The organism is Methanobrevibacter sp., from assembly GCF_017427765.1.
Taxonomy (GTDB): domain Archaea; phylum Methanobacteriota; class Methanobacteria; order Methanobacteriales; family Methanobacteriaceae; genus Methanocatella.
In genome coordinates this window covers 1-23,106 of sequence record NZ_JAFRSC010000024.1, presented here as the reverse complement: position 1 = coordinate 23,106, position 23,106 = coordinate 1, and the positions used below count along the sequence as shown (strand labels likewise).

General features: G+C 34.6%; 22 protein-coding genes and 1 tRNA gene. 11 read left to right on the top strand and 12 right to left on the bottom strand.

Going from position 1 to position 23,106, the window contains the following annotated elements; genetic code table 11:
• Positions 1-66 precede the first annotated feature (66 nt).
• The 5 genes from IJL02_RS06975 to IJL02_RS06955 all read right to left on the bottom strand — a co-directional run bounded on the left by IJL02_RS06975 (position 67) and on the right by IJL02_RS06955 (position 5,977).
• On the bottom strand, positions 67-1,062 hold the full coding sequence (locus IJL02_RS06975) for an acyltransferase (RefSeq protein WP_292813866.1): 996 nt from the start codon (positions 1,060-1,062) through the stop codon (positions 67-69).
• A 12-nt stretch (positions 1,063-1,074) separates the two neighbouring features.
• A complete protein-coding gene (gene topA / locus IJL02_RS06970) occupies positions 1,075-3,243 on the bottom strand; it encodes a DNA topoisomerase I (protein ID WP_292813862.1) in 2,169 nt (722 codons plus the stop codon).
• A gap of 240 nt (positions 3,244-3,483) precedes the next feature.
• Positions 3,484-3,660, bottom strand: coding sequence for a hypothetical protein (locus IJL02_RS06965; protein ID WP_292813858.1), 177 nt, complete (start codon positions 3,658-3,660; stop codon positions 3,484-3,486).
• 42 nt (positions 3,661-3,702) lie between these two features.
• Complete coding sequence (gene serB, locus IJL02_RS06960) at positions 3,703-5,418, bottom strand: phosphoserine phosphatase SerB (protein WP_292813853.1); 1,716 nt, start codon at positions 5,416-5,418, stop codon at positions 3,703-3,705.
• A gap of 13 nt (positions 5,419-5,431) precedes the next feature.
• Positions 5,432-5,977: a TATA-box-binding protein gene (locus tag IJL02_RS06955; protein ID WP_292785350.1), complete on the bottom strand. Its 546-nt coding sequence runs from the start codon at positions 5,975-5,977 to the stop codon at positions 5,432-5,434.
• A 476-nt stretch (positions 5,978-6,453) separates the two neighbouring features.
• Between IJL02_RS06955 and cyaB the strand changes: the two genes are divergently transcribed.
• Genes cyaB through fen form a run of 6 tightly spaced genes read left to right on the top strand, consistent with a single transcriptional unit; the run spans position 6,454 to position 11,610 of the window.
• The gene (gene cyaB, locus IJL02_RS06950; protein WP_292813849.1) at positions 6,454-6,993 is read left to right on the top strand and encodes a class IV adenylate cyclase; all 540 of its coding nucleotides are present in this window, start codon (positions 6,454-6,456) and stop codon (positions 6,991-6,993) included.
• Between the two features lie 55 nt (positions 6,994-7,048).
• Complete coding sequence (locus IJL02_RS06945) at positions 7,049-8,212, top strand: homocitrate synthase family protein (protein WP_292813844.1); 1,164 nt, start codon at positions 7,049-7,051, stop codon at positions 8,210-8,212.
• A gap of 9 nt (positions 8,213-8,221) precedes the next feature.
• Complete coding sequence (gene hacA / locus IJL02_RS06940; protein WP_292813838.1) at positions 8,222-9,475, top strand: homoaconitase large subunit; 1,254 nt, start codon at positions 8,222-8,224, stop codon at positions 9,473-9,475.
• A gap of 8 nt (positions 9,476-9,483) precedes the next feature.
• Positions 9,484-10,047, top strand: a complete 564-nt coding sequence (locus IJL02_RS06935) for a chorismate lyase (protein WP_292813831.1) — start codon at positions 9,484-9,486, stop codon at positions 10,045-10,047.
• Between the two features lie 10 nt (positions 10,048-10,057).
• Entirely contained in the window at positions 10,058-10,618 is a 561-nt protein-coding gene (locus tag IJL02_RS06930) for a chorismate pyruvate-lyase family protein (protein ID WP_292813826.1), read from the top strand.
• A gap of 8 nt (positions 10,619-10,626) precedes the next feature.
• On the top strand, positions 10,627-11,610 hold the full coding sequence (gene fen, locus IJL02_RS06925) for a flap endonuclease-1 (RefSeq protein WP_292813822.1): 984 nt from the start codon (positions 10,627-10,629) through the stop codon (positions 11,608-11,610).
• 11 nt (positions 11,611-11,621) lie between these two features.
• Here the strand turns inward: fen and IJL02_RS06920 are convergent, their stop codons facing one another.
• Together IJL02_RS06920 and ahcY are read right to left on the bottom strand one after the other, a co-directional pair.
• Positions 11,622-12,272 carry a DUF2119 domain-containing protein gene (locus tag IJL02_RS06920; RefSeq protein WP_292813817.1) on the bottom strand — a complete coding sequence of 217 codons (651 nt, stop codon included), beginning with the start codon at positions 12,270-12,272 and terminating at the stop codon, positions 11,622-11,624.
• Positions 12,273-12,295: 23 nt separating this feature from the next.
• Positions 12,296-13,546, bottom strand: a complete 1,251-nt coding sequence (gene ahcY / locus IJL02_RS06915) for an adenosylhomocysteinase (RefSeq protein WP_292813810.1) — start codon at positions 13,544-13,546, stop codon at positions 12,296-12,298.
• A gap of 146 nt (positions 13,547-13,692) precedes the next feature.
• Between ahcY and IJL02_RS06910 the strand changes: the two genes are divergently transcribed.
• The 5 genes from IJL02_RS06910 (at position 13,693) to IJL02_RS06890 (ending at position 19,188) form a co-directional block, all read left to right on the top strand.
• Positions 13,693-13,802: transfer RNA gene (locus IJL02_RS06910), tRNA-Met, on the top strand.
• Between the two features lie 105 nt (positions 13,803-13,907).
• Positions 13,908-15,077, top strand: a complete 1,170-nt coding sequence (locus IJL02_RS06905) for an aldo/keto reductase (RefSeq protein WP_292813805.1) — start codon at positions 13,908-13,910, stop codon at positions 15,075-15,077.
• A gap of 10 nt (positions 15,078-15,087) precedes the next feature.
• Positions 15,088-15,819 (top strand): HesA/MoeB/ThiF family protein, encoded by a 732-nt coding sequence (locus IJL02_RS06900; RefSeq protein WP_292813800.1) that lies wholly within the window; start codon positions 15,088-15,090, stop codon positions 15,817-15,819.
• A 261-nt stretch (positions 15,820-16,080) separates the two neighbouring features.
• Positions 16,081-17,436: a type I glutamate--ammonia ligase gene (gene glnA, locus IJL02_RS06895; RefSeq protein WP_292813796.1), complete on the top strand. Its 1,356-nt coding sequence runs from the start codon at positions 16,081-16,083 to the stop codon at positions 17,434-17,436.
• Between the two features lie 69 nt (positions 17,437-17,505).
• Positions 17,506-19,188, top strand: coding sequence for a DUF128 domain-containing protein (locus IJL02_RS06890; RefSeq protein WP_292813792.1), 1,683 nt, complete (start codon positions 17,506-17,508; stop codon positions 19,186-19,188).
• Here the strand turns inward: IJL02_RS06890 and IJL02_RS06885 are convergent, their stop codons facing one another.
• From IJL02_RS06885 to IJL02_RS06865, 5 genes are all read right to left on the bottom strand, one after another.
• A complete protein-coding gene (locus IJL02_RS06885; RefSeq protein ID WP_292813787.1) occupies positions 19,189-19,479 on the bottom strand; it encodes a DUF2097 domain-containing protein in 291 nt (96 codons plus the stop codon).
• A 120-nt stretch (positions 19,480-19,599) separates the two neighbouring features.
• On the bottom strand, positions 19,600-19,890 hold the full coding sequence (locus IJL02_RS06880) for a DUF2097 domain-containing protein (protein ID WP_292813783.1): 291 nt from the start codon (positions 19,888-19,890) through the stop codon (positions 19,600-19,602).
• A gap of 42 nt (positions 19,891-19,932) precedes the next feature.
• Positions 19,933-20,808, bottom strand: a complete 876-nt coding sequence (locus IJL02_RS06875) for a formylmethanofuran dehydrogenase subunit C (protein WP_292813781.1) — start codon at positions 20,806-20,808, stop codon at positions 19,933-19,935.
• Between the two features lie 2 nt (positions 20,809-20,810).
• A complete protein-coding gene (locus IJL02_RS06870; RefSeq protein ID WP_292813913.1) occupies positions 20,811-22,526 on the bottom strand; it encodes a formylmethanofuran dehydrogenase subunit A in 1,716 nt (571 codons plus the stop codon).
• 7 nt (positions 22,527-22,533) lie between these two features.
• Positions 22,534-23,106, bottom strand: a 573-nt coding sequence (locus IJL02_RS06865; protein ID WP_292813776.1) for a molybdopterin-dependent oxidoreductase, incomplete at its 5' end; no start/stop codon positions are given.

Sequence of the window (23,106 nt, the reverse complement as noted above, 5' to 3'; positions counted from 1 at the left end):
TCAAATATATTTAATATTAACAACTGGTTTTGACAAAGTATAAGGTTAAATTTCCAAAAAAATTCACTATGCTCCGCTGAACTTTTTAAGATATGGTATTTTGCTTACAATGAATGGCATTAACCATGAAATGAATATCAAAAGAACAAACATCACAGGGAATAACAAGTTAGAGTGCGGATTGAACTTAGTCAATAATTTCAAAGCAATAACATGTGAGAAATACATACCATAACTGTAGATACTTATTGAAACTATAACAGCGCCGATAATATTATTTTTGACATGTTTAAATGAAGTAATCCTATCCAAATATCTAACAAACAGATACATACCGCTGGCCATGAATACCATAGGGACATTAATATAAATTGAACTGACATAACTTAAATTTGCATAATCGCAATAGACAAATGCGGCCAGACCAATTAAAAGAGCTGCAAATCCAATAACACACATTAGTTTATCGCCAAGATTGAATTCTTTTTTATCAAGATAATAACCTAAAACAGGATACCCAACAAAACCCGCGAAATAATCCAAATTGAAATCCGGAAACAACGGATAAGAACTGAATGTCTTTAAAATCATAGTTATAAACCATATTGCCAGGAAATACTTTAATGCATCCTCACCATATGTCCTAATAAATGCATTGATTACCGGAATAAACAGATAAATACCAATCAACATCCAGAAATACCATGTAATTGATGGATTACCCGTGAAAGTTTGCCAGGCAAAAGTATATTGGCCTGATGTAATAATAATTCCGGCAATAATTATAATAATCCAAAATATAAAAGGATAAATGATTCTAGTAAATCTCCTTTTTAGAAAATCACCTAACTCATAATCCCTATTTAATAGTAATGCACCACTAATCATTAAAAAAATAGGTACCCCAATTCTTCCTATATCATGGAAAGTCATCTGGGAGATGATTTCGAAAGGAGTGACCAAAGGTCCGAAAAACAAATCAACATGACAAATTAAAACTGCTATTATAGCAAATGCCCTTAAAAAATCATAATAGAAAATTCTTTCTTTTTTAACTGCCATTTTCCATACCATTTAATTATCGTTTTTTAATTTAGATTCAAGTTCAGCTAGTGAACAGGTGAAATTACATTTAGGAAATCCACTGCATCCTACAAAGTCACCGAATCTTCCGGAACGTTTAAGCAAATCCTTACCGCATTTAGGACATTCACCAACGACTTTAGGGTCGTGAACTTTAGTATTATTATCCTTACCACAGTTAGGATCAAGACACATTTCCTGTCTGTTTTTGCCTTTACCGGCCACAATCATCGGAAGACCGCATTTTTCACATGTCTTTTTAATGATAGCTGCATTTCTTGGAAGGGAATATGTAACTTTACAGTCAGGGTAATTGGTACATCCAACAAAGCTTCCGTAACGTCCGGATCTTTTTACAAGTTTTCCGCCACAGTCACATTCGCCAACAATGTTACTTGCCTGATAAGCTTCGTAAAGTTTGGAACCTATGCCTTTGATGTTTTTGTCTATATCTTCCAATATTTCTTTAACATCCTTTTCGCCTTCACCGATAACGCTTTCTTTAGTGGTCTTGTCCTGATTGATGCCTTCAAGTTTATTTTCCAAATCTCTTGTAAGCTCTTCTGAAGTCAAATTATTACAATAAGTATTCAAGGTGTCAATTAAATTCTCACCTAACTGATTTACTTCAATTTTTGTTCCGTCTATGTATTTCCTATCGTATAATTTATCAATGATATCTGCACGGGTAGCCTTGGTTCCGAGATTTTTCTTTTCAAGTTCCTTGATTAATGAAGCCTGATTATAACGGGCAGGAGGTTTTGTTTCCTTTTCATCGGAAATCAGTTCCTTAATGCTCATCACATCCCCCTCTTCAACATCAGGGAATTTTTCATCATCTATTTTTTTAAACGGATAATGCTCCATCCATCCTTTGTGAGTAACTCTTCTGCGTTTAAATCTGAATTTTTCACCTTCAATATCCAAAGTGGTGGACATGGTTTCAAATTTAGCCGCTTCAAAGAATACTGCAATGAACCTGTAAACGATTAAATCATATATTTTCTGCTCATCACTGTTCAATTTCTTTGTAGGTAATATTCCTGTTGGGTGAATAGGAGGGTGAGCTGCATCCTCTTTTCTGCCGTTGTGCGGCACAAGTTTAGCAGGCAACTGGTCAATGTGCTTTTTAAACTCATAATTTGCAGATAACTGCTTAAATATGTTGGCAAAACCTAAACTTTCAGGCAATTTTTGAGAGGAAGTACGTGGATAAGAAGTATAACCTGCACTATAAAGATTTTGAGCTGCAACCTGAGTTCTTTTTGGTGAAAAACCAAATACGCTATAAGCTTCAGCCTGAAGACCGCTTAAATTAAATGGAACAGGAGTCTTTGTTTTTGACTCTGTGAATTTTATTTCATCAACAGTCGCATCCTTGCCGTTGCACTTATTGAAAATCTCTTCGGCAAGTTCACGGTCAAAGATATTACCGGCAATATGTTTGATTTCAATGTCTTCAAAGTCCAGAATAGCCCTTATGACCCAGTAAGGCTCAGGAACAAATTCTCTAATTTCCTTTTCACGTTTTACTAAAATGGATAATGTCGGTGTCTGAACCCTACCGACAGATAATTTTAAGAATCTGTGCTTGGTTTTCCTAACGGAGTTAGAAAGAGCAATTGAAATGTTCATTCCAAAGTAATAATCCAAAATATGGCGGGCAATACCGTTGTCTACCTGATGCATGTCAATAGCTATTCTGTTTTCATAAGCTTCAACAATGTCCTTTTTTGTTAATGTGGAAAATTTCATCCTTGAAGATTTATTCAGTGAATCCTCACCACATGCATATTTCAAAGCATTATATCCAATTAAAGTACCTTCTACATCGTAATCGCAAGCATGAATATAAGAATCGGCATTCTTACCGACTTTTTTAATAGTTCTCAGGTAATCACGAGTAAAAGCGCTGCTTTTATTTACTTCATAGGATGGAGCCCAGTGAAGATCAAAAGCGATTTTAAATCTTTTGGATTTTTCAGGAACTAATGAGTACAAATGACCAACACCGGATACAACTGTAATATCCTTAGAATCCCTTGTAAGTTCCCAATATTTAACTTTCTTATTATATACTTTCTTTTTAGCACCAGGTGATAATGCTTTAGCTATTTTTTCAGCAGAACTAGGTTTTTCGCAAATTATTACTTCGTGCATTAATTACTCCTCAACCAAATTTATAATAAATTATTTTAATAAAATTAATAATATAAAAATATTTCTATTGACAAAATTTGAAAAAAATACTTGAAAAACAGCATTTAATTATATATTTTTTAATTGTATAGGAGAACTTTATTTTGATTATTATAGAAATTTAGAAAAAATAATTCAAAAGTGACAATTATCACTGCAGAAGTTAATTTATATAATATATATTATATGAAAAAAAGTTAATTATTCTTTTTTAGGAGATATGTCTTTAGCGTCCATATCTTCATTGTAGAAACGGTAAAAATCAGCACAGAAATCACAAATCGGATAAATTCCATTTCTGTAATATGCCAAATCCGCTTTTGCCATGTCAAATTTCTGACCGCAAATAAAACAAGTTTCGATTTTTTCTTCAGACATAGTATTACCTTAAAAAAAATAAAAAAATAGAGGTTAATTAATTTAACCTATATTATATTTTTGCAAGAGTAAAATCTCTTCAGTAGAGACTTTTCCACCTTGTTTGAATTTAGCAAAGATTTCTTCAGCTCTTTCTTTTTCTTCACGGTTTTTGTTAGCACCAGCACCGCCTTTGTTATCGGATTTTCTTTTCTTAGGTTTGTTGGATCCTAATTTTTTGTTGATAACATGGATGTCGCTTAAGATAGCCTTAAATTCTTCATGTTTAGCTGAAGCGTTTTTACGTGCTTCGATGAATTTTTTATGAGCTTCATCAGCTGCAGTTCTGATGTCATCAGTTTTTCTGAAGTAAGTAAGCATTTCTTCGTGAGCTTCTTGAGCTTTTTCGGAAAGAGTGATAACTTTTTCGTGCTCTTCTTCAGATAACTTTTTAAGTTCTTGAGCTTCAGTTTTGACGGATTCATCTTCATGAATTTCCATTAACTGTTTTCTCAAATCATTTGCATTTTTAACAAGCTGATTTTCTTTTTTGATGTCTAAAACGCGAGTTTCAATGATTTTATCAATCTTTTTGATTTCATTTTCTATTTTGATTTTATCGCGTTTACCTGAAGACCATTCAAGATTTTTGATTTTGTTGTTAGCTTCATTACGAGCTTTTTTAGCTTCTTCAACAGCTTTGTTGATTTCATTACGCTCGTTTCTGAATTCAATAGCTTTATTTAAGTTTTCTTTTAATGATGCGTTTAATTCATCACGGATTTTACGTTGTTCTTTAGCTATTTTGTTGAATTCTTCTCTTTCTTCAGCAACTTTGGAGATTTCAGCTTCTTTTTCATCTTTTTGTTTTCTTACGCCTTCCATAGTGTCAGCGAGAACAAAATCAGATTTAGGAAGTTCTTTTTTATCTTTTTTGCCTTCAGTTTTTTCATCTTCAGCAGGTTTCTCTTCAGCTTCAGCTTCTTCAGCTACTTCTTCAGCAGCATCTTCGGTAGCTTCTTCAGCTTCAGCTTCTTCAACTACTTCTTCTTCAGTAGCTTCTTCAGCTACATCTTCAGTAGCAGTTTCTTCTGCTTCTTGTTCAACAGTTTCTTCGTCGTCAACAGTTTCAGTTTCTTCTTCAGTGGTTAATTGATTAAGAATTTCACATAAGACTTTGCACAAGTCTTTTTCTTCAACTACTACATCAGCAATTTCTTTTACAGAATCTTTTGCATTGAATGCAATTCCGCAACCTGCTGATTCAATCATGGAAATGTCGTTAGCGCCATCTCCAACAGCAACTACTTCATCTAAAGTAATTCCTTCTTTCTCAACGTGGTCTTTTAAGACATCTAGTTTGGAACCAGATACTAAAGGACCAGTCACTTCACCAGTTAATTTACCATCTTCGACTGTGAAACTATTAGTATAAACTGTCTCTACTCCAAGTTTATCTTTTACTTTGTCAGCCACTACATCAAAACTACCACTAATGATAGCTACATCAACATCTTTTTCTTTTAAACAATTGATGGTTTTTTCTGCACCAGCCATTAAAGGAAGATCATCAGCCACTTTCTCAATGTCTTCGATAGAAGTTCCTTCGAGAAGTTGTACTCTGTCTTTAATAGAAGTTTCAAAGTCTATTTCACCTTGCATAGCTTTTTCAGTAATTTCAGCTATGTCCTCTTCAACATTTGCTAATTTTCCTATCTCATCTATTGCTTCACCATCAATTATAACATTATCTAAGTCAAATACTACAAGTTTAATCAATAATACCACCAAATTATATTAAATCTAGCTCACTTAATCTATCGTAAGCTCTTTCGACGCCTAATTTAGCATCGCTACGGGTTTTAGCTCCAGTACATACAACTTTACCGGAACCAAATAATAATAAAACAACTTTAGGATCAGATAATCTGTATACTAAACCTGGGAATTGTTCAGGTTCGTATTCTGTATCTTCAAGTTCTAAAGCTACTGCTTCCAAGTTTAATGTGGATTCCAAGTTTGCAGAAGCCACAATGTTTTGAATTTTAATTTCAAACTCTTCAGGAATGTCTGTATCGACAGTCCTCATTAAATCTACAGTTTTTTTGATTGCCAATTTGGAATCATCTATAGATTTTGCTCCAGTACAAACAAGCTTACCAGAGCTAAAAATTAATGCTGCGGTTTTAGGATCTTTAAGTTTAAAAACTAGTCCCGGAAACTGTTCACGATTAAAATTAACCCCTTCTAAAGCTTGAGACACTTCAGTAAGAACTATGTCTTTACCAATGCTTGCAGAAGCAACAATGTTTTCAATTTTTATATCAACATCGGTCAATTTAAAACCTCCATAAGTTATTAAAAGTAGTTAGTAAAATTTAAGAAAACAAAAAAAATGTATTAAATTTTTACTATAATAAATATTTTATTTAAATACTATATAAAGTTTTGTTTATATATAAATGACATCAAAAATTTAAAAAAAATTAAAAATAATTAAATTTCTAAAATAATTGATATTTATATATAAAATGTTTAGAACTATTAAGATATTAGTTATTTATAAATGTTGCTAATTTTTAGTATTATTTTATGAAAAATAGATAATGACATTAATTTTTAAATAATATTTCAATAGAGCATTGAGCTAAAATTAAAATTACAATTAAAATGACACATCTAATCAATTAAAGTCTAGGAAAATTATTTATATTAAAACAGATGAAATTCAGATTTCATTACAAAAAATTACTCAAAATAATATACATTCGACTAATATTTAACTTAAAAAATCAATATATATTATCAGATAATATGATTGAAGTTGAAGTAAAAGCAAAAATTAACAGTTTTGAAGAAATCGAGCAAAAGCTCTCACAAATCGGTGCTGTGAAAACCAAAAAAGAATTTCAGGAAGATATATACTTTAACAGCCCAGTTGTTGATTTTGCAAAAACAGATGAAGCGTTGAGAATCAGAACCACAAAAGAAGATGAAAAAACAAATATCTTTATCACATATAAAGGCCCTAAAATAGATAAAAAATCAAAAACCCGAAAGGAAATCGAAATGGGCATTGCAGACTCCAAGCAGTGCTCAGACATTTTTGAATCAATAGGATTTAAAAAAGTAAGAACAGTCAGAAAAAACCGCCAGTATTACACCTATAAAAACTTTGAAATTTCCCTGGATGATATTGAAGGCCTTGACCCATATATGGAAATAGAAATCGCTCTGGAAGACGGGCAGGATTACAGTGATGCCCAAAATAAAATCTTCAAATTATTTGAACAGATTGGTATTACAGATGGTTTTGAGAGAACATCATATTTGGAACTTTTAGAAAACTTATAATAATATAACAATAAAAATATATTATTATATTATAATTACATAACGAAGTGATATTTTGCAATATTTTATAAGTCATTATAACAAAGAATCAGAACTGAAATTTCCTGATGATTTAATAATATATGATACAACCCTTAGAGACGGTGAACAAACTCCTGGAGTTTGCTTTAGCTTTGATGAGAAAATAGAAATAGCCAGAAAGCTTGATCAATTCAAAATTCATCAAATAGAAGCCGGTTTTCCGATTGTTTCAGAAAAAGAAAAGGAAACCGTTAAAGCAATAGCAAGTGAAGGATTGAATGCAGACATTATTGCGCTTACAAGAACAAAACCTGGAGATATTGACGTTGCACTTGAATGTGATGTAGACGGAATCATTACTTTTGTTGGAACTTCAGACATTCATCTTGACCACAAAATGCACATCACACGCCAGGATGCGATAAATCTGTGCGAAACTGCCGTCGATTATGCTAAAGATCATGGATTATATGTGGCATTTTCAGCAGAAGATGCTACAAGAACAGATATTGACTTTTTAAAAAGAATATATTCAAAAGCAGAGGAATGCGGTGCTGACAGGGTGCATATTGCTGATACCACAGGTGCTATTACACCCGAAGGAATTAGATATCTAGTCAGCGAACTTGTAAAAGATTTAAATGTTATGCTTGCTCTTCACTGCCACAATGACTTCGGTCTCGCAGTTATAAACTCAATTACAGGAGTTCTGGCAGGTGCAAGAGGCATTTCAACTACAGTCAATGGACTTGGTGAAAGAGCAGGTAATGCATCACTAGAAGAACTCGTAATGGCCTTAAAAATATTATACGGAAAAGATTATGGATTTAAGACAAAATACATTAAAGAGCTATCCGATATCGTTTCAAAAGCAAGCGGTCTGGAAGTTCCATACAACAAGCCTGTTGTGGGAAACAACGTATTCAGACACGAATCCGGAATTCACGTTGATGCAGTTATTGAAGAGCCGTTATGTTACGAACCGTATGTTCCGGAACTTGTTGGTCAAAAAAGACAGCTTGTTTTGGGAAAACACTCTGGATGCAGAGCTGTTAGAGCCAAATTAAATGAATGCGAACTTGATGTAACTGATGATGAACTTATAGAAATTGTAAGACAAGTTAAAAAGTCAAGAGAAGAAGGAAAATACATTAACGATCAGGTATTTAAGGAAATCGTTAAAAATACAAAAAAATAGGTTATATTTATGAATATTACTGAAAAAATATTATCTGCAAAAGCAGGCCATGAGGTAACACCGGGAGAGATAATTGAAATTCCGGTTGACCTTGCCATGTCCCATGACGGAACCTCGCCGCCTGCAATTAAAACTTTTGAAAAACTGGCCGATAAGGTATGGGACCCTGAAAAGATTGCAATTATCTTTGACCACAACATCCCCGCAAATACAATCGGATCTGCTGAATTTCAAAAGGTTTGCAGAAACTTTATTAAAACTCAAAATATCACAAAAAATTACATTCACGGTGAAGGAATCTGCCACCAGGTAGTTCCGGAAATGGGACTTGTGGAACCTGGAAAGGTTATCGTTGGTGCAGATTCACATACCTGTACCTATGGTGCTTTCGGAGCATTTTCAACAGGTATGGGCGCAACTGACCTCGCAATGGTTTGGGCAACAGGCAAAACATGGTTTATGGTTCCCGAAGCTATTAAAATGACTGTCGAAGGGGAGTTGAATTCATACATTGCACCTAAAGACATCATATTAAATATCATTGGAGAAATTGGAATTGCCGGTGCAACCTACAAGACTGCCGAGTTCTGCGGCCAGACAATAGAAAACATGGGTGTTGAAGGAAGAGCTACCATGTGCAATATGGCAATTGAAATGGGTGCAAAAAACGGAATAATGGAACCTAATAAAGAAGTCATCGATTATATCTGCAAAAGAACCGGCAAAAAAGAGTCCCAATTAAATATTGTCAAATCAGACAGCGATGCCGAATACTCACAGGAGCTTCACTTTGATATTACCGATATGGAACCTCAAATAGCCTGTCCAAATGACGTCGATAATGTCTGCAACATCTCAGAAATTGAAGGAACTTCAATTGACCAATGTCTGATAGGTTCATGTACCAACGGAAGATTATCCGACCTGAAAGATGCGGCAGAAATCCTGGAAAATAATAAAATTGATGATTCCATCAGATTACTGATACTTCCGGCTTCAAGAGAAATTTACAAACAGGCAATGCATTTGGGCTATATGGATACATTTATCGATGCAGGAGCAATTATCTGCAATCCTGGTTGCGGACCATGTCTCGGAGGACATATGGGAGTATTATCAGAAGGAGAATCCTGCATATCCACTACAAACAGGAATTTCAAAGGAAGAATGGGAGACCCTGCTTCATCAGTATACTTATCTAACTCAAAAGTAGTTGCAGCATCTGCAATTACTGGAGTTATTACAAATCCGAAAGATTTATAGTGATTTAAATGGCAAATGATAAAAACGAAGCAAATAGAGCACTTATTGATAAGATAGGTGATGTTGAAAAAGAATACAATACAACATTTTCAAACACACAAAAAATTCTTTTAACAACAGACGGATCAATTACAGCAATATTAGACGTTTTATACGGGAAAATCACACTAAAAACAATAGATCAGCACATAGAAGAAGCCGATCGGTCTCATGCAAAACTGGTCAATGTGCCAACAGGTGAGAAAATTAACTTCAGAGAAGTTATAATGCACAAGGACGGCAAACCCCTGATATATGCAATCTCACACATTCCATTATCCAGATGCAATGATGAAATCTGTTCCGATTTAATCAGAGCAGATATACCTATCGGCAGAATCTTAAAGAACTACGATGTTGAATCGAGAAGGGAAATCAATAAAATCTACATTGAAAAGCCAAACGATAGATTAAAGGAAATATTTGAAACCGACGAGGATATGTTGGCAAGAGAATATGTTATTATCAATTGCGATGACATTCTAATGTGGATTAAAGAAGTCTTCCCTGTAAGCCATTTTACACAAATTTAGAGGTGTTAAAATGAGTTCTGAGGACAATTCATTATCAGAAAAAATCAGAAACGGAATAAAAGAGATAGAAGAGGAGCATAATATAAAACTCTCAACAACACAGAAAATATTATGCGCAATAGAGGGACAGGTTGTTACACTTTTAGACGTTTTATATGGTGATGTTGAGTTATTTGTATTGGAACAGAAGATAGAAAAAGCAGATGAGGACATTGCTGAAAAGCTTGAAATAAATGTTGGCGATGAAGTGGACATAAGGGAGGTCATTATACACAAACACGGTCGCCCACTTGTTTACGGACTGTCTTACATTCCAAAAGACAGATGCAGCAATACCGTTGTTGAAAAATTGCTTAGCGAAAAACAAACAACCGGCAGAATCATGCTGGAGCATGAAATTGAAACAATAACCAAAATTAGAAACATCGATGTTAGAAAACCAACAGCAACAATAACAAATCTCTTTCACACTAATGAAGACTTATTGGTACGTGAATATGTGCTTATACACAAGAAAAATGTTGTTATATGGTCAAAAGAAGCATACCCTATAAGTTATTTTAAAGAATAAGTGATAGTATGGGTGTTAAGTTAAAAGACATTATCGAACCGGAATCAATTACCTTTAAAAACCTGGAAGGAAGAGCAGTATCCATTGATGCATTCAATACTTTATATCAGTTTTTATCAACAATAAGACAAAGAGATGGAAGGCCGTTAACTGATGAGAACGGAAATATTACATCTCATTTAAGTGGAATATTATACAGAAATTCTTCCATGGTTGAAAAGGATATAAAGCCGATTTATGTTTTTGACGGAAGGTCTTCTGAACTTAAAAGTGACACCCAAGCCAAAAGAAGAGAGATAAGAGAAGAATCTGAAAAAATTTACAAGGAAGCCCTTAAAGAGGGGGACACTGAAAAAGCACGTAAATTTGCTATGAGATCTTCTAAATTATCTCCTGAAATCATTGAATCTTCTAAAAAATTATTGACATTAATGGGAATACCTTACGTTGAAGCTAAAGGAGAAGGTGAAGCGCAGGCAGCGTACCTTGTTGGGAAGGGAGACGCATATGCAGTAGCCTCACAGGATTATGACTGCCTACTTTTTGGAGCAAAAAGAGTAGTTAGAAATCTGGCAGTAAGTTCAAACTTAGGCAACTTAGAATATTATGAGTTGAACAGGGTTTTAAGAGAACTGGACATTACCCGTGAAGAACTAATTGACATGGGAATTCTTATTGGAACCGATTTTTGCGAAGGTCTTAAGGGCGTCGGTGCAAAAACTGCACTTAAAATAGCTAAAAAAGGTCAGCTCAAAGAAAAACTTGCTGAACTCCAACAGCAATCAACCCATGATTTGGATGAAGTAAGAGAACTATTTTTAAACCACAATGTCAATACCGATTATAAAATTAAATGGGAAAAGCCAAAACAGGACAAGCTAATCGAATTTTTATGCTATGAACATGGTTTTTCCGAAGACCGTGTTAGCAAAGCATCAGATAAACTTAAGAATTTGAGTTCGTCACAGGGAAGCCTTGATGCCTGGTTTTAAAAAATAAACATTTAATAAGGTGGAAAATCCTCACCAAACACTTTTTTTGCATATTTAACAGCCAAATCAACCTGTGGAGCATAATCTATTAACATTTGCCTTTCAAAATGCTCGCGAGAAGGTGACTTTAAAATAAGTTTAAGAAGTTTTACATAGGTTGCAATAGCTAAATCCTCATCAAAATCATATTTTTCAACAATTTCGGGAGTTAACTTTTCAAAACATGGAAATTCCAATGTTTTGCAGACAGTTTCTGTTGAAAAATAAGTCATTCGAATCAATGGTGAAACTGATGATACCAGAACATGATTGCCCAATTTGATTAATGGAGGAACGCCAGTTTTTTTATATCTCTCCATAGAGGTTAATTTTTCATAGTTTTTAAGGTTATAACAATGCAGTTCGGTATAAAAATCCGGTTCGAAGTATTCTATCAGATTTAAAATCTTTTTACCAATATCAGATTCATAATATTCCTTTTTAATTGTTGAAATATACTCTGATTTATTAAAATTATAAAAATAGAACTGTCCAGGCGATAAATCTTCAATTTTAATTCTTTCAAGAAATCTTAAAGAAGTAGCACCTTCATTTCCATGGACTCCACCAATGAATAATTTGGTAGGCCCCTCGCCATTATCAATATATCTAAAATAAGACATAAAAAGAAAAAGATTGAAGGAATTTATGTTCCTTCTTGCCAGTTAGCCATGTAAGCTTTTTGTTTGTCGGTTAATGAGTCGATTTCAATACCCATAGCTTTTAATTTCATACTTGCCACGGTATAGTCGATTTCATCCGGTGCTTTGGTAACTCCTACCGGCAAATCGTTTTCTAGAATGTGTTTTGCAGACAATGCCTGTACAGCAAAACTCATGTCCATAATCTCGGCAGGGTGTCCCTGACCTCTTGCTGCGGATAAGTTCACTAAACGACCGTCAGCTAAAAGGTAGATTTTCCTACCGTCTTTAGTGGTGAACTCTTCAATACTTTCACGTACTTCTTTAACTTCAGTTGAAATCGCTTCCAAATCAGGACGGTTGATTTCTACATTGAAATGTCCGGAGTTTGCAAGCATACATCCGTCTTTCATATATTTGAAGTCATCACCGCAGATAATATCAGCATTACCGGTTACGGTTATGATTAAGTCAGCCTGTTTTACTGCTTCTCTGATAGTCATGACACGGTATCCATCCATTCTTGCTTCAAGTGCCCTAATTGGATCCACTTCTGTAACAATAACATCTGCACCAAGACCAGCAGCCCTTAAAGCCAGTCCACGACCGCACCATCCGTATCCGCATACGACTACGGTTTTTCCTGCAATTACCATATTGGTTGTTCCCATGATTGCGTCGAAACTTGATTGGCCGGTACCATATCTGTTATCAAATAAATATTTAGTGTAAGCATCGTTTACGGCAATTACTGGGAATTTTAGTGCTCCATCAGCATGCATAGCCTGTAATCTGTGCACACCAGTTGTAGTTTCTTCACAAGCCCCTTTAATGTGGCTTAATAACTCTGTTCTTTCGTTGTGGAGAACCATAATCATGTCTGCTCCGTCATCAATGATTATATCAGGTTTGTGATCAAGTACCATGTTGATGGTTTGATAGTATTCCTCATCGTCTTGTTCTCTCCAGCCATAAACGTTTAAACCTAAATCAGCTGCTCCGGCAACTGCATCGTCGTGAGTGGATAATGGGTTACATCCAGTCATTGCAACTTCAGCTCCGCCAGCCATTAAAGTCAAACCTAAATTAATGGTTTTAGGTTCCAAATGCAAACAGGACCCAATAGTAATTCCTTTGAAAGGTTGAGTTTCTTCATATTCGGCTTTAATAGATTCCAAAACAGGCATGTGTTTTTGAACCCATTCAATTTTTCTTACACCTTCAGGTGCAAGTGACATGTCCTTAACTTTACTCATAAAAATCACCATGATAATAATTATTAATAATATAATTATATTATTAGAAGTTATTAAATATATCTCAAAATTTAAAAAAAATACCAAATATTGCAAAAAAACAAAAACTTTAAATGTAATGATAAAAATAAATATATTTGTTAGATGCCGGGGTGGCTCAGCTGGTTAGAGCGCACGGCTCATAGGGTAATAAAGCAGTGCTCTGACTTATTCCTGGGATACCGTGAGATCGCGGGTTCGAATCCCGCCCCCGGCATCCAATATCCCAGGAATTCCATCTTAACTACTTTTTTTAAAACACTTTTTCAAAACATAACCATTTTATATTTAAGTAATAATATATAATATTGAGGTTTTGGAAATGTTATATAATACGCTTGGAAAAACAAACTTAAAAGTCTCAAGATTGGGTTTTGGAACAATGAGGCTTCCAACAAAAGGTTCTAATGACCAAATTGTTGAAGATGAAGCTACTGAAATGCTCACTTACGGGATTGAAAACGGAATAAACCTTATTGATACTGCATATCCATATCATAATGTAGAATTGTCCGGCAGCGGAAACAGTGAAATATTTTTAGGTAATTTTTTAAAGGAAAATAGCTATAGGGATGACATTATATTATCCACCAAATCACCTACATGGGCAATTGAAAAAAAAGAAGATTTCGATACCTTCTTAGATGAACAGCTTAAAAAACTCCAAACTGATTATATTGACATATACTTACTCCATTCACTTACAGAACCCATTTGGGCGCATATTAACGATTTGAACGTATTGGACTTCCTGGACGACTGTCTCAGTTCCGGAGTAGTGAAACATATTGGATTTTCATCACATATCGAAGTTGATTATCTAATCGAAATTCTAGACGAATATCCGAAATGGGAAGTGGCTCTAACCCAAATGAACTATCTTGATGAATACTACCAGTCAGGAGTAATGGGACTTAACTACCTAAAAGAAATTAATGTTGGAAGCATGATTATGGAACCGTTGCGCGGAGGCAGACTGGTAAATAATATTCCCGAAGAAGTTAAAGCATGGTGGGAAATAGCTGAAGTTAAAAGAACCCCTGTTGAATGGGCTTTACAATACCTATGGAACCGTGATGATGTGGATTGTGTTTTAAGCGGTATGACAAGTTTAAAACAGGTGAAAGAAAACATCAAATATGCCTCTAATGAAGATATCATTAATGAATATGACCAGGAAATCATAAGAGAAGTTGCAAGGCAGTATAAGGCTTCATCTTTGGGAAATGATTGTACAAGATGCGGTTACTGCATGCCCTGTCCTGAAGGAGTGGACATCGTTAACTGCCTAACCGAATACAACATTGCTCAAATGATGAGGGATCCTAAGGCCAGTGCAATGCAATATTTCTCATTAATTGGTGAGAATTCCAGAGCAGACAGCTGCATATCATGTGAAAAATGCCTACCATTCTGTACTCAAATGTTAAACATCCCTGAAGAACTTCAAAAAGTTTATGAATACTTTGGAAGTGAGTTTGACCACTTTTAATGGTGAAATGATGGATTATTGGGAAATCTTAACACGCCAATTAAGTCTGGTTACAAAAGAGGAACAGGAAAAATTCAAAAATGCCAAAATTGCAGTTATAGGTTGCGGTGGAATCGGAGGCCAGACCATTGAAATGCTTGCAAGAATGGGCGTTGGCGAACTTGTTTTAGTTGATGAGGATTCTTTTGATGTATCAAACCTTAATAGGCAAACATTTGCAACATCCGATGATATTGGCCAATCCAAAAGTGATGTTGCCGCCAGAAAAGTTAAATCGATTAATCCGAATGTTAAAGTTACTAATTTTAATGAGCGTGTAGATGCAGCAAACATTGAAAAAATCATTGACGAATCAAATATTGTTGTAGATGCTTTAGACAACATAATAACCAGAGTTATCACCACAAGACTTGCAAAAGAAAAATCAATTCCTTTTATTCATGGTGCAATTCATGGAACATTAGGCCAGGTTACTGTTTTTCTATCAAATACAATAAGTTATGAAGAAATGTTCAACCTGCCGTCAGCAGGTAAAGACTTGAGTGAAAAGGTCATTGAAGATTTGAATAAACTTACTTCAGGCGTTCCACCGGTTATCGGACCAACTCCAAATCTGGTTGGTTGTCTTGAAGCTATGGAAGCCTTTAAAATCATTACTGGAATTGGCAAAGTTACTGTTGCCCCAAAAATATTAACATTTGATTTATTGGACTTTTCATCGTTTTCGGTTGATGAAATCTAAACAGAAAATCAAATTTCAATTTATTTTTTATGCAAATTTAAACAAAATTTCATTATTTTTTAAAATTGATGTCATAATATCTACTAAAAAAACAAAATAATTATACATTAATATATGAAAATTTACATAATAGATATCAATTACTAGTTTTTTCAAAACATTTATATACAATAATATGGAATATATTTTTAAGTAGGAATATATTTTCCGACTGATTTTTACTAACCCGATAATTATTTAAGGTTATTGGAGCATGATTCTATGAGCGATATTAACGAAGAAAAAATGGAAAGAGTTATCGAACAAATGGTAGAAGACAACATTAAATTTATTCGTCTGCAATTTGTTGATATCAATGGTACTGTTAAAAATATTGTTATTCCATTCAATAAAGAAGATATGGAAGATTTAATTAATGAAGGAATGTTATTTGACGGATCCTCAATAGCAGGATTTGTCGGAATTAATGAAAGTGACTTGGTTTTAAAACCAGACATTAACACCTACTCCCGATTATCCTGGAGACCTGAAGAATCTGCAGTGTGCAGATTTATTTGTGACGTATGGACTCCTGAACATGAACCGTTTGTTGGAGACCCAAGAAGCGTTCTTAAAAAATCATTAGCAAAAATAGGTAAAATGGGTCTGCAATACAACATCGGTCCGGAACCTGAATTCTTTATCGTGGACATCGATGAAAACGGATATCCGATGCCATACGATGAAGCAGGCTACTTTGATGTGGAACCACTAGATAAAGGACCGGACTTCAGAAGAGAATTAACCCTAAACTTAGAAGAACTTGATTTTGAAGTAGAAGCTTCTCACCACGAAGTGGCACCAGGTCAAAACGAAATCGCATTTAAATTCAAAGACGCTTTAAAAACTGCAGATGCAGTAATTACATTCAAACAGGCTATTAAAGCTATTGTAGACAATATGGCTACCTTTGACCAAATGGACTACCGTGTAACATTTATGCCAAAACCGTTCTTCGGCGTTAACGGTAGTGGTATGCACTGTCACCAATCTGTGTTTAAAGGTGATAAAAACTTATTCTCAGACCCAGATTCAGAAAACGGTCTTTCAAAAGATGCGCTTCACTTTATGGGAGGATTGCTGAAACACGCTCCAGCTATTACTGCAATTACCAACCCGATTGTAAATTCATACAAACGTTTAGTACCAGGTTATGAAGCTCCAGTATACAGAGCATACGGTCTTAAAAACAGATCTGCTTTAATCAGAGTGCCTGCAGCACGTGGAAAAGCAACACGTATTGAATACAGATCACCAGACCCTGCATGTAATCCATACTTAGCATTTGCAGTAATGTTGGAAGCTGGTATCGACGGTATTCAAAACAAAATTGATCCTGGAGACCCAATTGAAGCGGACATTTACAGCATGAGCGAAGAAGAAAGAGAAGCACTTGGAATTAAAGTTTTACCAACAAGTTTGTGGGAAGCTTATCACTCCCTTGAAGAAGACCCACTCATTTTAGGAGCTTTAGGCGACCACATTTCAGAAAAATTCCTAGAGCTCAAATACCAAGAATGGGACGAATACCGTGTTCAAGTATTTGGATACGAACAAAGAAAATATTTAGATATCTAAATCTAAATATTATTTTTTTTATTTTGAATTTAATTATCCGATTAAATTTGAAAGTATGGAGCATCATTTATGTCTGAATCAGAACGCCGAATGATAGAAATACTAAGAATACTAAACGCTCAAGATAAACCAACAGGATCCAAATTAATTGCTGATGAACTAAAAAATAAAGGATTTAACCTAGGTGAACGTGCAGTTAGATACCACATGCAAATACTTGATGAAAAAGGATATACCGAAAGAATGGGATATTCAGGAAGGCAAATTACCGACCTCGGTCGTGAAAAATTGGAAAAGGGATTGATATATGACCAGGTTGATTTCATTAATTCAAAATTTGAAGAAATGATATATTTAGCTGACTTTAACTATATGACACAAAGCGGAAATGTAGTTGTCAATACATCAACCATTTATAATGAAGAGTCAATTAATATAATGAAAGATATTATTGAAAGTGGTCTTTGTGTAAGTCCTTACGTTAATTTAAATAAAGTTGGAAAGAAAGATAAAATTGAAGTAACAACATTGTGTGGAACAACAATCGACGGGATACTTCTAAATGAAGGAATACCATCACAACCAAAATATGGTGGGCTTTTAAAAATAGAGGACACCCACCCAGTCAAATTTACAGAATTGATTTCATACAAAAAAACATCCCTTACACCTCTTGATGCTTTTGTAAACACCAACCAGACATCTGTTTTAGATGTGATTACAAAAGGTAGTGGAATAATTCCTGCAAACTTTAGACTGATACCTGGAATAGGTAGGCAAAAAGCAGTAGACGTGCTCAATAAATTAAATAAAATTGGAATCGGAGGAATAATTGACATTTCAAAAGAAGGGGAAGGCAATTTAGGAATACCTATACCTGAAGGAATGGTTGGAATAACAATAGTTGGTGGTATAACACCATTTTGCGGTATAAAAGAGCTAGGAGAAGAAATAGACATAAAAATAGCAGAGGAAATAACTGATTTCAAAACATTATCCCCAATTGTAAATTCGATTACGCCTAGTTTAAAACCTGTAAATCCAAAAAAACACCCTCAAATACCATTCTTACTTTCAAAATCCTGGAATTTAATTCAGCAAGTAAATTTTGATGTTGAAAAAAGAAAAGGAGACATTATAGCTAATGTATCTTACATTAACAAAGACTATTTGGAGGATGCTTTAGGTGTAATGGAAGATACATTTAATTCCAATCCAAAATACATAAATCCATATTATAAAATTATTAATCACGAAACAAATGATGATAAAGTAGGTATTGCTACAATTTGCAGTTTAAGTATTGACGGATTGCTGATAAACAATGGAATAATGTCCAACCCAATTTATGGAGGATTACTTGAGTTAACCGAACCTCCCCTATTCATTGATCTGATATCATATAATGGTACAACAATAGATCCACATAAAATATTTTTATCAAAAAATATGACTTCCATATCACAAAATATTGGAACTAAAAAAATATTGGCCAGTTTTAAGGAAATTCCATACATTGCACGGGATTATGCTGTTCATTTACTCGAAATATTAAAAAGTACAGGATTTTCAATTTATAAAATAGGAAAACCTAGAGAAGTAACATACAATGCAAAAGCGGATAACTACAACTTTGGTATTGTGGCCGGAAGTGGACTTAACACCATCGGTGCAATAAAAGAAAATGGAATAGATATCGAAGTTAAAGCTATTGAAAAATTAATTCCATTTGAAGAAATGGATAGGTTGTAACTAAATTACATTTACTTCCACTTCTTCACCATTTTTAGGGTAATGGACAAATTCAATGATATCTTCTTCAAATTCATAAACATCAAGTTCAATAACAGAACCTAAATCACTTTCATCTAAAGAAATTAATAATTTAAAGCCGGGTTTACCATAATATTCAGAAAAATCTACATTCAAGACTTCACCTTCTGCAAAAACCCTATTATAAGAAATTTCAATTCTATCATGCATTTTTACATTTTCTTTTAAGTAATTTACGGCTTCTTTTGTGGTTAATTCTAATTCTTTCATGACAATCAACCTCACTAACATATAATTATATGTCATCATATATAAACTTGTTTGTATAATATCGAACAAAATAATTTTTCAATGAAAAATCAAACAAAAAATAATAAATAAAAAATAGAATTATAAAACTTCGATGACTGTTTCATCGCCATCATGAATATGGCGTATTTCTAATAAATCATCAGCAATCTCGTGTAAATCAACTTCAACAGATTGATTTAAAATTTCGCCGGTTAACTGTAAACCAACTCTAAGACCTTCACCAGTCACTTCATCCTCCTCAGTGATTCCTAACACTTCACCGGGAGCAAAAATACGATTATAAGAAATTTCAAAAACATCTCCAACATAAACATTATTTCTTACAAACTCGACTACTTCCTCAAAGGTCATTTCAACTTCTTTTACCATAATATCGCCTGCAACTTTAAAAAAAAGAAAAAAGAGAAGGAATTATAAATTCCTGTATTCTCTGATTGAAGTATATTCGTCGTCTAATTCGCCGTAAGTAGCTAATTTTTCTTTGTTAGCTTCAGCATCTAAGTAAAGGTTACCTTTACCGTTAAGACCAATATCTCCAGTATAGTGGATATATTTACCTTCAAAGACGGATCCGTCAACTTCAGGGTCAACTACAATACCATTAAGAACAAATCCTTCGAGTAATCTTCCGAGGAATCCGTGAATAATAATGTTACCGTTTTTCATTTGACCACCAGGCCAACGGTTTACGTCACCGTCAATTTCGATGATACCTTTGGTCATGTGAATACCGGCTAAGATATCACAGTTACCTTTAACGTGAATTCTTCCACCAGTTAGACATTCACCACATTGTTTACCAGCGTTTCCGCCAACAACAATTTGTCCTCCGGTCATACCTCTCCATTCACCAATGTAAGAAGCACCGGTGAACTCTTTGGTATTACCTTCAATTTCAAGGTATCCACCAGACATTTCTCTTCCAGCGTGAGCAGCTGCATCACCTTTAACAAGGATAGATCCACCGGACATTTCTGCACCTACGTGTAAATCTACACTACTGTTACATACGATGTTTCCAGCACTCATTTTACAACCTATGTATTTTACCCTGTTTAAATCTCCATTGAGAATCATTTCGACTTCAGCAGGTCCGTTAGCTTCTCCTTCTACAGTAATGTCGAAGAAGTCAGTAATTGGGAATCTGGAGTTTCCAATAGGAACTTGATATTTAGCAAAGTCTGCTTCAGTCCAGGAATAAATTTCATCAGGAATCAATTCATCAAATTCTAAAGCGATTGATGAAGTTTTTATTTGATCAAATGTAATTGTTTTCAAACTAAACACCCCTATTTACCATCAACATCTATTCTGATTGGGTTAGATACATAGTGGTCATGTACTGGATAGTTTTCCCATTTAACTGAGTAGTATTGGGTAAAGAACGGCATAATGTTGTCGATAACTTTTTGTTCTTGTTGTTCCCATCCTTTTACGTTAACCCAAACGTTTTGACTTTCTTTAACTTTAACAATTTCTTTATCTTTTACTAATATTTGACCATCTTTAATAGTGTATTCAGCTACATTGAAACCTTTTTCGATTTCATCAGGTTGTTTAGATGGGTCAATTTCATTAGGATTTATGTCATATACTGCAATGTCTGCTCTGTATCCAGGAGTAAGAGCACCTTTATCAGTGAATCCGTAGATTTTAGCTGGAGCAGCTCTTGTAATAGTTGCAATATCGTAGAAATCGTATTCTCTTTCAAGAGTTGGGAGTAAAGTTCTTTTGTTAACCCATTTGTGAACTTCGTTTTCACACATGTCTAATCTTTTCTCGTTACTCATCAACCAGGAGATAATTCTAGGATATCTGGTAAATGGTCCTGCGTTAGGGTGGTCAGTAGTTAAACATACTCTCCATGGATCTTCAATTAACAAGAATAATTCAAGACCGATAGCCCATTGTAAGGTACTAACAGGACTTTTCTTGGAGTAAATACATGGAATAATACCTGCTGCAGTTTCACATTCAATATCCTTGTTGGTCCATTTAAGACCGGATAGTCTGAATAAGTCGTATTCCATAGGAGCATCTGCAGTCATAGTAGTAGTTTCATCGAAAGTTACTTGACCGATATCACAAGTAATATTGTCTTTTTTGTTGAAATGTTTAGCAACTTCTTCAGCACCTGAGGTTACATCTTTCCAACTGTTACCTAAGTAAGAGTGGAATTGTAAGTGAGTCATGTGCATGACTTGGTCCCTGATTTCAGCTGCACCTTTACCTTTTTTAATACCATCCATAGCATCCATGGTTTGTAAGGTTGTAGGTACGTTACCTGGGTGTCCTAAGTCATTAGGGTGAATGTGGATAGAGTGAGGTAAGTTTAACATTTCGTTAGCTTTTGCTAAAGCAATAACAACTTCTTTAGAAGTTACATCAAAGTATGGTGCTTTATCATTGAAACCGTGTACGTTCATACCCCATCCCCATGCTTCACTTCCACATGGGTTTACGATTTTTACACCGTAACCTTTTGAGATTTTTAACCATGCTGCAATAAATGCTGCAATGTCTTCAATATTGTTATCTTTTGCATATTCCATTACAAACCAGTTGTTACCGAATAATGGTAAAGCTGGAATATCTAATTGTGGAATAGTTGCAATTTCTTCGTGAGTGTGTTTTGCTTCAAGAGGAGGCATAGCTGCTTCTACAACAGTACCGTAACCTAATCTTGAGTATCTGTATCCAGTTGCAGGACAACTTGGGATAGAGAATCCAGATTCTGATCTTAATACTTTAGTTTTTTGAGTAACACCTCTTCTGGAATCTTCAGGTCTGTATAATCTTCCAACTACTAATTTTGGACCTGCAACGTGAGCGTGAGGGTCAATACCTGCTGGCATGACTATTTTATCGGTAACGTCTAAGACTTTAGCATCTGCAGATACATTATCTACAATGACACCATCTTTGAACATAACGTCCATCTTTTCCCCGTTAACTTCGTTAGCAGGGTCATAGACAATACCATTTTTAAGAATATATTCCATTATATCACCTTTAGAGTGCGTTTGGATTTGGCACATATTTTGGAGCTACGTTTGGCTCTTCTCTGAGTTTCATTACTCTTTCTTTCAATTCACGGACAATCCATTCGTCGTCACGACAGGTTTCTGGTTTGTCGATAGCTTTCTTCATGTAGATAGGAACTCCATCCATACGATAACTGGTACCAGCACATTCTACAGCAATGAATGAACCTGGCAATACTACATCAGCAAGTTCAGTAGATGGACCCCAGTGAATATCGATTTGAATAACAGGAATGTTAGCTAAGTGTTGGTTTGCTCCGTTAGGGAAGTGAGCACCTGGGTCAGCTGCAATAACCATGAAACAGTCTGGTTCTTTTCTCACTAATAAATCGATAGTGTTGGTTTCACCCATCATATATCTTGGGTAACCTCTACAGTAGTCAACACCGAAAGCAAATCCACATTCGAATGCCATGAAAATGTTGAAACCGTTTACGTTAAAGTGTCCTCTCATTGGAGTAAGACCCCATTTACTGTATTTGTTTAAGTCTTGAACCATTTTAATAGCAATATCGATGTTTCTTTGTTTGGATAATGTGTG

Coding starts and splice junctions, on each gene's coding strand:
- IJL02_RS06975 (WP_292813866.1), bottom strand. CDS start 1,062: ATGGCAGTTAAAAAAGAAAGAATTTTCTATTATGATTTTTTAAGGGCA.
- topA (WP_292813862.1), bottom strand. CDS start 3,243: ATGCACGAAGTAATAATTTGCGAAAAACCTAGTTCTGCTGAAAAAATA.
- IJL02_RS06965 (WP_292813858.1), bottom strand. CDS start 3,660: ATGTCTGAAGAAAAAATCGAAACTTGTTTTATTTGCGGTCAGAAATTT.
- cyaB (WP_292813849.1), top strand. CDS start 6,454: ATGATTGAAGTTGAAGTAAAAGCAAAAATTAACAGTTTTGAAGAAATC.
- hacA (WP_292813838.1), top strand. CDS start 8,222: ATGAATATTACTGAAAAAATATTATCTGCAAAAGCAGGCCATGAGGTA.
- IJL02_RS06935 (WP_292813831.1), top strand. CDS start 9,484: ATGGCAAATGATAAAAACGAAGCAAATAGAGCACTTATTGATAAGATA.
- IJL02_RS06930 (WP_292813826.1), top strand. CDS start 10,058: ATGAGTTCTGAGGACAATTCATTATCAGAAAAAATCAGAAACGGAATA.
- fen (WP_292813822.1), top strand. CDS start 10,627: ATGGGTGTTAAGTTAAAAGACATTATCGAACCGGAATCAATTACCTTT.
- IJL02_RS06920 (WP_292813817.1), bottom strand. CDS start 12,272: ATGTCTTATTTTAGATATATTGATAATGGCGAGGGGCCTACCAAATTA.
- ahcY (WP_292813810.1), bottom strand. CDS start 13,546: ATGAGTAAAGTTAAGGACATGTCACTTGCACCTGAAGGTGTAAGAAAA.
- IJL02_RS06905 (WP_292813805.1), top strand. CDS start 13,908: ATGTTATATAATACGCTTGGAAAAACAAACTTAAAAGTCTCAAGATTG.
- IJL02_RS06900 (WP_292813800.1), top strand. CDS start 15,088: ATGGATTATTGGGAAATCTTAACACGCCAATTAAGTCTGGTTACAAAA.
- glnA (WP_292813796.1), top strand. CDS start 16,081: ATGAGCGATATTAACGAAGAAAAAATGGAAAGAGTTATCGAACAAATG.
- IJL02_RS06890 (WP_292813792.1), top strand. CDS start 17,506: ATGTCTGAATCAGAACGCCGAATGATAGAAATACTAAGAATACTAAAC.
- IJL02_RS06885 (WP_292813787.1), bottom strand. CDS start 19,479: ATGAAAGAATTAGAATTAACCACAAAAGAAGCCGTAAATTACTTAAAA.
- IJL02_RS06880 (WP_292813783.1), bottom strand. CDS start 19,890: ATGGTAAAAGAAGTTGAAATGACCTTTGAGGAAGTAGTCGAGTTTGTA.